At 70.4% G+C, this 14,393-nt stretch carries 6 protein-coding genes and 4 pseudogenes; 7 read left to right on the forward strand and 3 right to left on the reverse strand.

Going from position 1 to position 14,393, the window contains the following annotated elements; translation table 11 throughout:
* Window positions 1-319 precede the first annotated feature (319 nt).
* Window positions 320-3,190 (reverse strand): glycoside hydrolase family 3 C-terminal domain-containing protein, encoded by a 2,871-nt coding sequence (locus ACH4U7_RS51250; RefSeq protein ID WP_398534633.1) that lies wholly within the window; start codon window positions 3,188-3,190, stop codon window positions 320-322.
* A 445-nt stretch (window positions 3,191-3,635) separates the two neighbouring features.
* On the opposite strand from ACH4U7_RS51250, the gene ACH4U7_RS51255 reads away from it, so the two are divergent.
* The 3 genes from ACH4U7_RS51255 to ACH4U7_RS51265 all read left to right on the forward strand — a co-directional run bounded on the left by ACH4U7_RS51255 (window position 3,636) and on the right by ACH4U7_RS51265 (window position 9,013).
* A complete protein-coding gene (locus tag ACH4U7_RS51255) occupies window positions 3,636-5,621 on the forward strand; it encodes a beta-galactosidase (protein WP_398534634.1) in 1,986 nt (661 codons plus the stop codon).
* Entirely contained in the window at window positions 5,618-7,150 is a 1,533-nt protein-coding gene (locus ACH4U7_RS51260; protein WP_398534635.1) for a glycoside hydrolase family 43 protein, read from the forward strand. Before ACH4U7_RS51255 ends, ACH4U7_RS51260 begins: the two co-directional genes overlap by 4 nt.
* Window positions 7,151-7,255: 105 nt before the next feature.
* A complete protein-coding gene (locus tag ACH4U7_RS51265; RefSeq protein ID WP_398534636.1) occupies window positions 7,256-9,013 on the forward strand; it encodes a cellulase family glycosylhydrolase in 1,758 nt (585 codons plus the stop codon).
* A gap of 69 nt (window positions 9,014-9,082) precedes the next feature.
* On the opposite strand, the pseudogene ACH4U7_RS51270 reads toward ACH4U7_RS51265, so the two are convergent.
* Both ACH4U7_RS51270 and ACH4U7_RS51275 read right to left on the reverse strand, forming a co-directional pair.
* A pseudogene (locus ACH4U7_RS51270) lies at window positions 9,083-9,869 on the reverse strand (substrate-binding domain-containing protein).
* Window positions 9,870-10,081: 212 nt separating this feature from the next.
* The gene (locus ACH4U7_RS51275) at window positions 10,082-10,774 is read right to left on the reverse strand and encodes a FadR/GntR family transcriptional regulator (protein WP_043488386.1); all 693 of its coding nucleotides are present in this window, start codon (window positions 10,772-10,774) and stop codon (window positions 10,082-10,084) included.
* A gap of 338 nt (window positions 10,775-11,112) precedes the next feature.
* Here ACH4U7_RS51275 and ACH4U7_RS51280 point away from each other — a divergent pair.
* The 4 genes and pseudogenes from ACH4U7_RS51280 to ACH4U7_RS51295 all read left to right on the forward strand — a co-directional run.
* A pseudogene (locus ACH4U7_RS51280) lies at window positions 11,113-11,660 on the forward strand (SDR family oxidoreductase); the annotation flags it as partial.
* Between the two features lie 13 nt (window positions 11,661-11,673).
* Window positions 11,674-12,258 (forward strand): annotated as a pseudogene (locus tag ACH4U7_RS51285) (aldo/keto reductase); the annotation flags it as partial.
* Window positions 12,259-12,660: 402 nt separating this feature from the next.
* On the forward strand, window positions 12,661-13,707 hold the full coding sequence (locus tag ACH4U7_RS51290) for a LacI family DNA-binding transcriptional regulator (protein ID WP_398534637.1): 1,047 nt from the start codon (window positions 12,661-12,663) through the stop codon (window positions 13,705-13,707).
* Between the two features lie 458 nt (window positions 13,708-14,165).
* Window positions 14,166-14,393, forward strand: a pseudogene (locus ACH4U7_RS51295) (1,4-beta-xylanase); the annotation flags it as partial.

Consider the following 14,393-nt stretch of genomic DNA (forward strand, 5'->3'; position numbering starts at 1 on the left):
CTTGCGCCACTTCCGCTGGCGGCGCCCTGCCCACCATGGCTGATGACCCGGGTGCCGGAGGCGGGCGCCAGCGGCGCCACCAGGCCAACGTGACCCCCATATAACAGCTGGAGACCGGCCAGCCCCTCGCCGAAGGCGTCGCGGCCTGGCTGGCCATGCGCACTGCGTGGTGACGTTCGCGGGCGGTTGAGTGGTGCCCGGGACTGGGCGACCCGCTGAAACACCTGCTTCGGGCCATGGAGTACTGCAGCCTCTCGGCTGCGCCGGGCGACCCGCACACGTGGGCGTGGGCGGACTGGCGTTTTCCGGGCAAGAGCGGTTAGGTGGCGGGGCCGTCGGGCGCGGTGAAGCGGAAGGAAGCCAGTCGGAAGTCGCCGTGCAGGGTGAGGCACAGGTCGTGGTGGCCGTCGCCCCGCGCCGCCATCGCGGCGGTCACGGTCGTCCAGGTGTGGCGGTCGCCGGTGACCGGTACGGCGAACTCCGCAAGGAGCTGGTCTCCCGCCCGCACCTCCAGTCGCGCCTCACCCGGTCCGGTGGCCTCGCGCGCGACCTCGGCTTCGAAGTGCGAAGCACCGGTCAGGTCCGCGGAGCGGAACAGCAGGGTCGCGGGGCGAGCGGGTTCTGCTGGGGTGACGGCATCGCCCGTGGCGCGGGTGGCGTCGACAAGAGTGATGTCGGCGTAGTCGTCGAAGTCGACGGCCAGAGTACGTCGGCCCACCAGTTCGCGCGGCGTGGGGGCGGTACCGCTGACGACGAGCGGCGCGCTGAGGACGATGTCCTCGGCCGAGCGGGCGATGAGCACCTGGTAACGGCCGGGATCGACGGTGAAGGCGCCCGCGGCGACATCCCAGTGGGCCAGTCGTTCGGCAGACAGGTCGAAGGTCACCTCCCGGCTCTCCCCCGAGTGGAGCCGCACCTTGCGGAAGTCCGCGAGCCGGAGCCGGGGGGCTTCGTAGCGGGCGTCGACCGCTCGGACGTAGAGCTGGACCACCTCGCTGCCGGAGCGCGTGCCCGTGTTGGTCAGGGTCACCGAGACGTGCACCGCGCCGTCCTGGTCCATGAGGGGCGTGGACAGCCGCAGGTCACGGTGGGCGAAGTCGGTGTAGGACAGGCCGTGTCCGAAGGGATAGAGGGGTGCTGTCCGGTGGTACTGGTACGTCCAGCCCGCCTTGATGATGTCGTAGTCGAGCGGGTGCGGCAGTGCGTCGCCGCCCTGGTACCAGGTCTGTGGCAGCCGGCCGGCGGGCTCGGCTTCGCCGAGCAGGACGTCGGCCAGGGCGCGGCCCGTTTCCTGTCCGCCGTGGGAGGTCCACAGCACGGCCGGCAGGTGGGTATCGGCCCAGTCGACGGCGTAGGGGTAACTGCTCATGACGACCAGCGCGGTCTCCGGGCGAACGGCGGCGACCGCGCGCAGCAGCGTTTCCTGTGTCTGGGGCAGGCCGGTTCCGGTACGGTCCTCGGTCTCACGGCCGTTGATCATCGGGTGGTTGCCGAGGACGACGATCGCCACGTCGGCCTCCTTCGCGGCGGCCCGTGCTTCGGCCGCGCCGTCGCGCAGCAGCTCGCGCTGCCACCGCTCGGCCATCTCGGGGGTACGGGCGGTGACGCGCACCCGGCCGTCGGTGGGATCGAGGGCGGCGTAGCGGCCGGTGAAGACGTTGCGCAGCAGGAAGGTGTCGTTGTCGCCGCCCGGGTCCGGTTCCAGACGGAAAGTTTCCTTGATGAACCAGGTCTTGAGCACCGTCCGGTCCGCGACGAGTGAGGCGTCGTCCTGGAGACTGAGGTAGCGGCCGGTGTCGGCGTCGCGCAGGGTGAGGACGCCATCGCCCCACTCCTCGGCGTCGAAGGCGGTCCCGCCCAGAGGCTCGCCGGTGGTGCGGGATCGCAGCGTGATCCGGTCGGCGCCCGGCACACAGGCCACCTCGCCGCTGTCTTCTCCGAGGGCGGTGCGCAGGCCGGCCGCGACGCCGACCTGGTACGGCAGGGTGCCGCTGTACCAGTCCTCGTACAAGGTGTCGGCGTGTGGCCCGATGACGGCGATCCGCGGTGCGCGGTTCGGGTTCAGGGGCAGCAGCCCATCGTTCTTGAGCAGCACCACGGACTCGGTCGCGGCACGCAGGGCGAGGGCGCGGTGCTCGGGGCTGTCGATCGCCTCCGGGCCGATCGCGGCGTACGGGTCGAGGTCGGGGTCGAACTCGCCGAGGCGGAAGCGCAGTTGCAGCTGACGGCGCACCGCCCGGTTCACGTCCTCCTCCTCGATCAGTCCGCGCTCCAGCGCCTCGCGCAGTCGGCCGATCACGGTGGCGCTGTCCTCGCGGTGGTCGGTGAAGCTGTCGATGCCGGCCTTCAGCGCGGCGGCGTGGGAGGTGGGGTGGTCCTCGAAGTAGTGCTCCAGTTCCACCAGGTTGCAGGGTGCTTCCTCGTCGCTGACCACGAACAGTTCGTGGCCGGTGGTCCGGGCCCAGGTCCGCAGCTCCGTCTCGATGAGCGGGCTGACGTGGCAGGGGCGGCCGTTGAGCAGGTTGTAGGCGGCCATCGCGCCGGTGGCCGCGCCGGAGGCGACGACCGGGCGGAAGGCGGCCAGGTCGTACTCGTGCAGCACACGGGGGCGCAGGCCGGAGGAGGTGACGCAGCGATCCGTCTCGTTGTTGTAGGCGAGGAAGTGCTTGAGCACCGGGGCGACGCGCAGGAAGTCGGGATGGTCGCCGGCCAGGCCCTGGCAGTAGGCGGTGGCGAGGCGCGCGGTGTGCAGCGGGTCCTCGGAGTAACCCTCTTCGTTGCGGCCCCACCTCGGATCGCGCAGCAGGTTCACCACCGGCGCCCAGGTCTGGAGGCCGTTGGTGCCGGACCCGGTCGAGGTCGGCCGGTGCCGGTGGAAGGCGCGCACTTCGACCGACACCGCCTCGGCAACGGCACGCACCAGATCCTCGTCCCATGCGGCTCCCAGCCCCACCGCCTGCGGAAAGACGGTCGCCACTCCCAGCCAGGCCACCCCGTGCAGCGCTTCCGTTCCGGTGCGGAACGAGGCGATGCCCAGGCGTGGGACGGCCGGGACGTACTGATGCAGCATCGCGACCCGCTCGTCCAGTGTGAGCCGGTCCAGCAGGTCGCCGACGCGCTCCCCGAGCGGAAGCGCGGGATCACGGAACGGCAGCCGGACGCCAGCGGCGGAAAGGGAGGGAGATCCCACGAGTCAGACCCCTCAACAGACGGATGTGGATGGCGGGCTGAAGGCCGGAATGTCGAAGCGCATCGACGCTGCCACCGCCGTGGCGGGGCTGTCAATGACCTGCATAAAGAAACTTTCGTTGTGTTCAGCCTCTTGTTTCGCCCGAAACGTGTCCATTACCTTTCGCCCTGCAAGTGAAGCGCTTCGACGCTTCTCCAGGGGAAGGGCCGCCTCCATGACGCACGAGTTGAACCGCACAAGCTTCGTCGGCGCAGCAGCCACGGTCGCGGGAACGGCCGCACCGACACCATTGCTGTCCGGCTGAGGGGGTGTCGGACTATGCCGCCACGTGACAGGGATCGCTCCCCCGCCACGGCTGCGACGGCCGTCGGCCTTCACCTCCTGGCGGCGCCGGTGCCGGCCACCCGCCGGAGCACGACCCGACTCCCGTACCGGAGAAGCAGCCATGACCACCCGCAGCATCACCGACCGCCTGAGCGGCCTCGCCTTCGGCGGGGACTACAACCCCGAGCAGTGGGACGAGCCCGTCTGGAAGGAGGACGACACACTCATGCGCAAGGCCAGGGTCAACCTGGTCACCGTGGGCGTTTTCTCCTGGGCCCTGCTCGAACCGCAGGAGGGCCGCTACGACTTCGCCTGGCTCGACGCCCACATCGAACGCCTGCACGCGAACGGCGTGGCCATCGACCTCGCCACCCCGACCGCCTCCCCGCCGCCCTGGTTCACCCTCACCCACCCCGACGCACTGCCGGTCACCCCCGACGGCACCCGCCTCACCCACGGCAGCCGCGACACCTACTGCCTGGCCGCGCCCGCCTACCGCAGCGCCGCCCGCCGGATCGCCTCCGCCCTGGCCGAACGGTACGGCCACCACCCCGCCCTCGCGCTGTGGCACGTGCACAACGAGTACGCCACCCTCTGCTACTGCGAGTACGCCGCGGCGGCCTTCCGGGAGTGGCTGCGCGCGCGCCACGGTTCGCTGGACGTCCTCAACGAGGCGTGGGGAACGGCCTTCTGGAGCCAGCGCTACACCTCCTGGGAGCAGGTGCTGCCGCCACGCGCGACGCAGTGGCACAAGAACCCGGGCCAGACCCTGGACTTCCGCCGTTTCTGGTCCGACGAGACAATCGCCGCCTTCCGCGAGCAGCGCGACGCCATCCGCGCGCACAGCGACCGGCCGGTGACGACCAACCTGATGCTGCCCGCCTACCAGAACCTGGACCTGTGGGCCCTGGCCCGCGAACTCGACGTGGTCGCCTCCGATCACTACCCAGGGTCACCGGGTCTGGACGCCGCCGCCGACGTCGCCTTCCACGCCGACCGCACCCGCTCCCTGGCCGGCGGTCGCCCGTGGCTGCTGATGGAACAGGGCACCAACACCGTCTACGACGGTGACCGGGTGCTCGGCAAGGAGCCCGGGGAGATCCTGCGCCACACCCTCGGCCACATCGCGCGCGGTTCGGAGGGCGCCCTCTTCTTCCAGTGGCGGCAGTCCCGGGCCGGCGCCGAGACATGGCACTCGGCGATGGTGCCGCACGCGGGGCCCGGCAGCCGTATCTTCCGGGAGGTCACACAGCTCGGCGAGGCGGTCGCCCGGCTCGGCGAGCTGGCGGGCTCGACGGTCGACGCGTCCGTGGCCGTCCTGCACGACGCGGACGCCTGGTGGGCGTTGAGCGTCGACGGCCTGCCCTCCGCCGGCCTCGGTTACCACAAGGAGCTGAGCCGAGCGCACCGGGCGTTGTGGGACGCCGGGGTCACGGTCGACTTCGCCCATCCCGAGCACGAGTTGAACCGCTACGCGCTCGTCATCGCCCCGGCCCTGTTCCTCCTTTCCGACGCGGGCGCCGAGAACCTGCGCCGCTACGTCGCCGACGGCGGGACGCTCCTCGTCCAGCACGCGAACGGATGCGTCGACGACCGCATGCAGGCCCGGCTCGGCGGCTATCCCGCCGGGCCGCTGCGCGACGCCCTGGGCATCCGTGTCGAGGAGCACCGACCGCTGCGGGCGGATGAACGGATCGCCCTGTCGGACGGGTCGTTGGGCACGGTCTGGAGCGAGTCCCTGCACACCAAGGGCGCCGAGACGCTCGCCGCCTACACCCACGGCATGCTGGCCGGCAGCCCGGCGCTGACCCGGCACCGATTCGGAACCGGACAGGGCTGGTATCTCTCCACTCGCCTCGACGACGCCGACTACGGCGTTCTGATCCGCCGACTGCTCGACGAGGCCGGTGCCGGCCCGGAAGCGCCGGGTCTGCCGGGCGGTGTGGAAGCCGTCACCCGGCACGCGCCCGACGGCCGCCGCTGGCAAGTTCTGATCAACCATGGCGCGGACGCCGTGCCCCTGCCGGAGCCCGTCCACGACCTGCTCACCGACACCACGGCCCATGAGCTGCCACCCGGTGGTTGCGCAGTGCTGCGCAGGCCATGACACCCGACACCTCGAAAGGACCTGGTGACTTGTCAGACACCGGACCCGCCAACCCCGTGATCCCCGGCTTCCACCCCGATCCCAGCATCTGCCGGGTGGGCGACGACTACTACCTCGTCTGCTCGAGCTTCGAGTACTTCCCCGGTGTGCCCGTCTTCCACAGCCGTGACCTGGTGCACTGGACGCAGATCGGCAACGCTCTGGACCGGCCGAGCCAGCTGCCTCTGGCGGCCGACGTGCCGTCCTCCGCCGGGATCTACGCCCCCACCCTGCGGTACCACGACGGACGCTTCTGGCTGATCGTCACCAATGTGAGCAAGGGCGGTGGCAACCTGGTCGTCACCGCCACGGACCCGGCCGGACCGTGGTCGGATCCCGTCCGGCTCCCCGGCGTGCCCGGCATCGATCCCGACCTGGCCTGGGACGAGGACGGCACCTGCTGGTGCACCGTCGCCGGGATCGCGCAGGTCCGCATCGACCCGCACACCGGTCGGACGTACGGACCACCGCAGGAGCTGTGGTCCGGCACACCCGGCGCCAAGGCGCCGGAGGCGCCGCATCTGTACCGGATCGGCGACTACTGGTACCTGCTCATCGCCGTGGGGGGCACCGAGCGCGGCCACGGCGTGGCGATCGCCCGCGGCCGTACGCCGAGCGGCCCGTTCGAGCCCTGCCCGGCCAACCCGATCCTCACCCACCGGAGCACCGACCATCCCGTGCAGAACACCGGGCACGCCGATCTGGTCCAGGCCCCGGACGGCTCGTGGTGGATGGTGCTGCTCGGGGTACGGCCGGGCGGCGGCACGCCCGGCTGGCACGTACTCGGCCGGGAGACCTTTCTGGCGCCGGTGACCTGGGTGGACGGCTGGCCAGTCGTCGGCGAGGTCGCACTTGACCTGCCGGAGCTCCCTTGGCCCCTTGTCCCCGGCCCCGTCGAGGAGCAGCGGGACGACTTCGACCTGAGCGAACTGCGGCCGTTGTGGATCTCTGTGCGGGACCGCCCGGCAGAGCACTGCACCACCAAGGAGCGCCCCGGATGGCTGACGCTGCGCGCGCGGGGCGGCTCCCTGGACGAGCCCGACGTCGTCTTCACCGGCCGGCGTCAGCAGCACCTGTCGTGCCGGGCGCGCACCCTGGTCGATCCCTCGGAGGGACGCGGCGGCCTGGCCGTGCGGCTGGACGAGCGGCACCACTACGCCATCGAGGTGTCCGGGGGCGAGGTGCGGGTGGTCGCGCGCGTCGGCTCCCTGCGCACGGTGGTGGCCGCACAGCCCGTACCCGACGGGCCGGTGGTCCTCGGCCTCATGATCGGCGACCCGCCGCCTCCGCACGACGCCCGCACCGGCCCCGACACCGTCTCCTTCGGCGTCGAGCAGCCCGACGGCACCCTCAGCGTGCTCGCGACGCTCGACGGCCGCTACCTGTCGACCGAGGTCGCCGGCGGCTTCACCGGCCGCGTCATCGGCATGTACGCCGCGGCCGGCACCGTCCATTTCGACTGGTTCGACTACGAGCCCATCAGCCGCTGAACCGGCACCACCCAATGGACCTGCACGGACAGGCAGGGCCGACTGTGGCGGCTGATCGCCAGGGATCGGATCACCATCCGCACGACCGACCGAAAGGAACGGCACGTGAAGGACATACGGCAACCCGCGCACCACCGGAACCGGGGTCCTGGACGCCTGGCGGCCCTGCTGCTGGCGCTGCTCGTCATCCTGGGGCTGTCCGGTGGCAGCGCGTCCGCCGCGCCCGACGGCACCAGGGAGCCATCGCGGGCGGCGGTGAGGGTTCCGGCCGCCGCCAAGGACGCCGTGGCGGCGATGCAGCCCAGCTGGAACCTGGGCAACAGCCTGGACGCGATTCCGGACGAGACGTCCTGGGGCAACCCGAAGGTCACCAAGGACCTGTTCGACACCATCCGCGCGCAGGGCTTCCGCAGCGTCCGCATCCCGGTGACCTGGAACGACCACCAGTCAGCCACCGCCCCCTACACCATCGACGCCGCCTACATGAGCCGCGTCAAGCAGGTGGTGGACTGGGCGCTGGCCGACGGCCTCTACGTCGTGCTCAACGTCCACCACGACTCGTGGCAGTGGATCTCGAAGATGCCCACCGACCATGACAACGTGCTCGCCCGCTTCAACGCCACCTGGACCCAGATCTCCTCGACGTTCCGGGACGAGCCGCGCACCCTGCTCTTCGAGAGCGTCAACGAGCCGGTCTTCGACAACGCCACGGACGCGCAGAAGACCCAGCTCCTGAACGAGCTGAACACCTCCTTCCACAAGGTCGTCCGCTCCTCAGGCGGCGGGAACACCGACCGCCTGCTCGTCCTGCCCACGCAGGCCTGCACCCCGTCCCAGACCCTCATGGACGACCTGTCCACCACGATCGGCGCACTGCGCGACAGCAACCTGGTCGCCACCGTGCACTACTACAGCTGGTACCCGTTCAGCGTGAACATCGCGGGCGGTACCCGGTACGACGACAACGCCCAGAAGGACCTGACCGACGCGTTCGCCCGCATGCGCGACACGTTCGTCGCCAAGGGCATCCCCGTCTACCTCGGCGAGTACGGTCTGCTCGGATATCCCGACGACAACCACCCCTCCCGCATCGAGCGGGGCGAGGCACTGAAGTACTACGAGCATGTCGGGTACGCGGCACGCGCCGCCGGTGTCACCACCGCCCTGTGGGACCCCGGCTTCGCCTACCTGAACCGCTCCACCATGCAATGGCGCGACCCCGCCCTGTTCGCCTGGATCAAGTCCGGCTGGACCACCCGCTCGGCTACGGCCTCCTTCGACAAGGTCTTCGTACGGAAGTCGAGCCCGATCACCGCCCAGACACTCACCCTCAACCCGAACGGCACCACTTTCCAGGGCCTGTGGCAGGGCGACACCAAGCTGGTCGAGGGACGGGACTACTCCGTCTCCGGCGATCAGCTCACCCTCACGGCCGCCGCGCTGACCCGGCTGACCGGCAACCGGGACTACGGGGTCAACGCAACGCTCCAGGCCCGGTTCTCCGGCGGGCTGCCCTGGCAGATCGACATCATCACCTATGACCCTCCGGTGCTGTCGAACGCCTCCGGCACGACCGGCTCGTTCACCATCCCCACGCAGTACCGGGGTGACGTGCTGGCGACCATGGAGGCCAAGTACGCCGACGGCAGCAACGCCGGTCAGGCCACCTGGACTCCGTTCCAGGAGTTCAACGCGGCCTTCTCGCCGGACTACCCGGGCGGCAAGACCATCCTGACCTCCGACTTCCTGAACGCACTCCGCGACGGCGCACCGGTGACGCTGACGTTCCACTTCTGGAGCGGCGCCACCGTCACGTACCACGTCGCCAAGTCCGGATCCTCGGTCACCGGCACGACATCCTGACCGACCGGCCCGTCGCCCTGGTTGCCCGCTCCCCGGGCAGCCAGGGCACACCCGCGACTCCGCGCGACCTCACTCCTCCTTCGGCACAGCCGTGCTCTCCCGGACGGTGAGGGTCGTCGCGATCTCCAGTCCGAGCCGCGGCACATCGTCGCCGCGGCCGAGCGCCAGGGCCAGCTCGGTGGCGGCTGTCGCCATCTCGGCCAGTGGCTGATGGACAGTGGTCAGGGGAGGATCCGCACAGGCCACGGCCGGGACGTCGTCGTAGCCCACCACGCTGAGATCGTGCGGGATGCGCAAACCGAGCTCGCGCGCGGCCTGGTAGACGCCGAGCGCCTGCATGTCGTTCGCGGTGAACACCGAGGTGGGGCGATCAGGGCGGGACAACAGCTCGCGCGCCGCGGTGTACCCGTGTTCGCGCGTGAGCTGGGTCTTCACCACCAGTTCGGGTGCCATCGGCAGACCGGCCTCCGAGAGAGCGGAGAAGTAACCGGACAGCCGGGCGCGGCAGTAGGGGTGATCCGGCCCGCTGATCATGGCGATGCGCCGGTGTCCCAGGTCGAGCAGATGCCGGGTCGCCGTCTGGCCGCCCCGCCAATTCGTGGCGCTGACGAACGGCGCGTCGTCGGGCAGCTCGTCGATCGGGTCGAAGACGACGAACGGGATGCCATTCGCTTCAGCTGTTCCCGCTCCGCTTCGGAGAGCTGTGCCACCGACAGAACGCAATGGGGGCGCCGTCCGACCGTGTCGTCGATCCGCGGGCGCGAGTCTCGTCCGACACGCCGGACCTGCCGTTGAGGACCTTCGACACGGTGGGAACCGAGACGCCCGCCGACTCGGCGATGTACGCGATCGTCACCAACGCGGGTCCCGCGCCACCCTCACTGTCGTCATCCGCCGAAGATCTTCCCGATCGGTTGTCCGGCACAATCGCCTTTCCCCGTCGCCTCGCCTGCTCCCGCCGCCATTCTGACACCTCCCGTTGAGCGCTTGTGACGGCCAGGAACGCGCCGTCGATGTCAGCGGTCAATGGGGCTTCGGAGCCCACGGGCCCACGCGCAGCGCTCGCGGCTACGAGGCGCCGTCCCGGTCCAGGTGCTCGCGCAGCCACTGCTCGGTGGTGCTGACGTGCATGAGGGCGGCGGCCTGCGCGAGGGCGGCATCGCCGGCGGCCAGCGCGTGGTAGATCGCCTTGTGCTCGGCCAGCGTGCGGCCGGCGGCATCCTCGTCGACCAGTCCGCGCCAGACACGCGCGCGCAGCGTCCGGCTCGCGATGCCCTCCAGCAAAGTGGCGAGCGTCGCGTTGCCCGTGGCCGCGATCACCGCGCGGTGGAACGCGGCGTCGTGCTCGTTGAGCTCCTCGACGTCGTCGCGGGCCGCCTGCATGGCCTCCAGGTGTCGCTCCACCTCCGCGAGCCCCTCGGCCGAGATGCGGCCGGCGGCCAGGCCGGTGGCGACTGGCTCGAACAGTCGGCGGACCTCGGTGAGTTCCAGCAGAGTGTCGCCGCGCAGCAACTCCACTGCGGATCCGATGCCGCTCAGCAGCAGTTCCGGTTCCAGGCTGGTCACGTACGTGCCGTCGCCGCGCCGGATCTCCAGCACCCGCGAGACAGCCAGCGCCTTGACCGCCTCCCGCATCAGATTGCGGGACAGCCCCAGCTCCGCGGCGAGCTGCTGTTCGGGCGGCAGCTTGGCACCCGGGGGAAGCTCGCCCGACTGGACGAGCTCCCTGATGCGGTCGATGGCCTTGTCGGTGAGTGACATGCCGCGCTACCCCCTGCTCATCCCCGAGCGTCGGCAGCGTACCAATACATCCCACAGCCCAGGAAGGAGCGGAGTGATCGCATCATCAGGGTTCGCATCGACTTCCCCGTACCCGCAGGTGATCGCGTCTCGGTCACTTTTGCGCGCGAGAGGTACGGACACCATTTCCGTGGCACCCTATAAATTCATCCCATGTCTCCTCGGGGGATCGCCATGGCTGCACAAGCCACGGGCACGCGCTCGCGCCGGCCGCGTCCGTCCTGGTCACAGGGGTGTGAACGTCCACAGCAGGTTGGTGCTGCTTCCGTAGGTCCACTGCTTGGTGACCGACCCCGAGGGATGTCATCGGCGTCAGCGCCAGTCTGGAGGAGTCCGGGAGCGAGGTGGAGAAGGATGTCCTCGCCGCGGGACGCACCTTCGAGGCGATCCGCACCGACTTCGCCGACATCGACGCCGTACGTGCTCTGGGCGCGGACCTCGCCGCACGGGCGCGGCCGGTGGACATCCTGGTCAACAACGCCGGCACCATCCGTCGCGCACCCGCGGCCGAACACACCGACACCGACTGGGACAGGGCGGCATCACCGTCCCCGGCTACACGGTCGCCAAGCACGGCATCGCCGGCCTGACCAAGGCCCTGGCCAACGAGTGGGCACCGCACGGCGTCAACGTCAACGCTCTCGCCCCGGGCTACATCGCGACTGACAACACCCAGGCACTGCAGGACGATCCGGTGCGCAGCAAGGCGATCCTGGACCGCATCCCTGCCGGGCGCTGGGGTACCGCCGACGACCTCGCGGGCGCCACCGTGTTCCTGGCCTCCGACGCGGCCGCCTATGTCCACGGCACCGTGCCTCCGGTCGACGGCGGATGGCTGGGACGGTGACCCCCGATCCGGCCTCGACGTCGTCTACGTGCACGATCCCGACGCCCGCTGGCGGCAGGCCGCCGAGGAAGCCCTGCCCATCCTCGCGGACCTGCGCGACCAAGGTGATCGGCGCGATCGGTACCGGCATGAACCAGTCAGCCATGCTCGCCCGCTTCCTGCGCGAGACCGCGGCCGACGTGGTGATGCTGGCCGGACGTTACACGCTCCTTGACCAGTCGGCGCTGGACGACGTGCTGCCCGCCCCGCAGGACCACGGCAAGAGCGTCGTCGCCGTCGGCGTGTTCAACTCGGGCCTGCTTTCCCAGGAACGGCCGGCGCCGGGCATGAAGTACGACTACAAGGACGTCCCTCCGGACTTGGTCGCCCGTCCCTGGCCATCGCCGAGGTCTGCGAACGTCACGGCACAACCATGCCCGCCGCCGCGATCGCTTTCCCCTTCAGCCATCCCAGTACCGTCAATGTCACCCTGGGAATGAGGGACCGGGAACAGGTCAGCCGCAATGTGCAACTCCACTGTCGGGGCGTGCCCGAAGGCCTCTGGGACGATCTTCCCGCCCAGGGTCTGATCAGGCCGGACGTACCCACGCCCCGGTGATCCTGCTGTTCACTCGGCTCCGGGGCTGAGCAGCCGCGCCCTTGGGAGCCGTCGATCACGGGTTCACGGCGCCGGCCCTGACGACCGTGGACCCGTTCAGGAGTGGTCGTCGGGTACGGCAGCCCCAGGCGCGGCAGGAGTTCAGTTTCCGTCCGCTCCCGACCACTTGTGTTAACGGTCACATCACCGCATGATTGTGGCGTCGGAATCCGAAGTGTCAAGAGTTCGCGCAGCATGGATTTCTCCGGGCTTCGTCCGCCCGACCGGGCCCGGCGGCCGCGCAGATGATCGCTGAGGATGGACCCGCGCCTGAGTGACCGGTCACATAGCCGCACCGACAAGGAGCAAGGAGCCAGCCATGCCGAACGGCTACCGCCGCCTTCCCGGAGTCGGCACAGCTTGATGTGCGCGGCCCCTGACACCAGTGGCGCCCCCACCGTGACCATCCGCGATGTCGCGCGGGAAGCCGGCGTCTCCCACCAGACGGTCTCCCGCGTCATCAACGGCCACTCCGCCGTGGCCGATGCCACCCGTCACCGGGTCGAAGCCGCCATCGATTCGCTCGGATTCCGGCCCAACCACGCAGCCCGCGAACTCGCGGGCAAGGCAGCCCGCTCACTGACCGTCCTCACCAGCGACACCAGCCTGTACGGGGCCGCCTCGACACTGCGCGGCATCGAAGAGGCCGCCCGAGCCGCCTCATTCGCGGTCGCGGTCAGTGTGCTGGACCGCCACGCCCATCCGGACCGGGCCGAGTTACGCGCCCGCCTCGCTCGGCCGGGCGAACCCGTCGTGGTCATCGCCTTCGACGCCCCCGGGGTGCATGCTCTGCGGCTGCTGCCCGCGGACACACCGGTGGTGGCCGCGGTAGAGCGCCCCTCCGGCAGCGAGCCGGTTTCGTCTCGGCCGCAGGCCTGGCTGGACGACCGGCTCGCCGCCGCCCACGCCACCCGCCATCTGCTGGGCCTGGGCCACCGCACGGTGCACTACCTGGCGCTGCCTTCCTCGACCGCGGACGTGGCCCAGCGCACGCAGGGCTGGCTGGACGCGCTGCGCGCGGCCGGTGCCCCGGAACCGCCCGTGGTGGAAGGCGGCTGGACGCCGCGTACCGGCTACCTTGCCGCGCGGGAGCTGGTCGCGGACCGGTCGGTGACCGCGGTGCTGTGCGGCAACGACGACGTGGCCGCCGGGGTGATGCGGGCGGCCCGCGAAGCCGAACGTCACATCCCCGACGACTTGAGCGTGGCCGGCTTCGACGACGTACCCGTTGCGGCCTTCCTCGCCCCAGCGCTGACCACGGTCCGACTCGACTTCGCGGGGCTCGGCCGCACCTGCTTCGGACTGCTGCACCGGCTGCTCGCCCCCGCGGCACCCGCTCCCGACCCCTGCGACGAGCCCGCCCTGATCGTCCGCGAGAGCACCGGCCCGTGGCACGGCGCCGGCGAATAAAGGCAGCGCGAGTGCCGTTCCGGCCACGTAAGCCAAGTGCCGGACACACAAACAGCCTTCATCGGCCATCGGCGGGCTGGTTGGCGCAAGGGGTGTTGACGTCCCACGGAGTCCGCCTATCATCCATGCTTGTCCGGCCTTCCGATTGCTGTTCGATATCCCGAACGACAATCCGGAGTGGACAGGTTTGTGTCGGCCCCACAGACCACCGTTGACAGCCATATCCGGTGAGGTTCCCCCCTACATCACCGTGCCGGAGTTCGAAGACACGGGCGGCGACGTTCAGGGGAGCCATCCCCAGCCGACACAGGGAGCTTCCCCGTACCCGCACCCGACCGGCGACCGCGGCCACCCGGCCGTCGGGGCCGTCAGCAGCCTTCCTCAACACGGGCATGACCGCACCACAGCCGTCATTGGGAGCGCTCCCAATGAGAACGTCTCGACCTCCAAGGAGAACCATGACTGTTGTGAAGCCACCCGGCCGATACCGAACCCTCGCGTTAGGGCTGCTGGCCGCCGGCGTGATGGCGGTGGCCGGGACCGCCGCGCCCGCGTCCGCCACTGCCGCTGCCGCTGACTCCGGCGCTGCCGCTGACTCCGTTCAGGCGTCCACCCTGGGCGCTCAGGCGGCCCAGTCCGGGCGGTACTTCGGGGCCGCCGTGGCCGCCGGAAAGCTCGGCGACGGT

The organism is Streptomyces sp. NPDC020845 (genome assembly GCF_044334165.1).
Classification (GTDB): domain Bacteria; phylum Actinomycetota; class Actinomycetes; order Streptomycetales; family Streptomycetaceae; genus Streptomyces.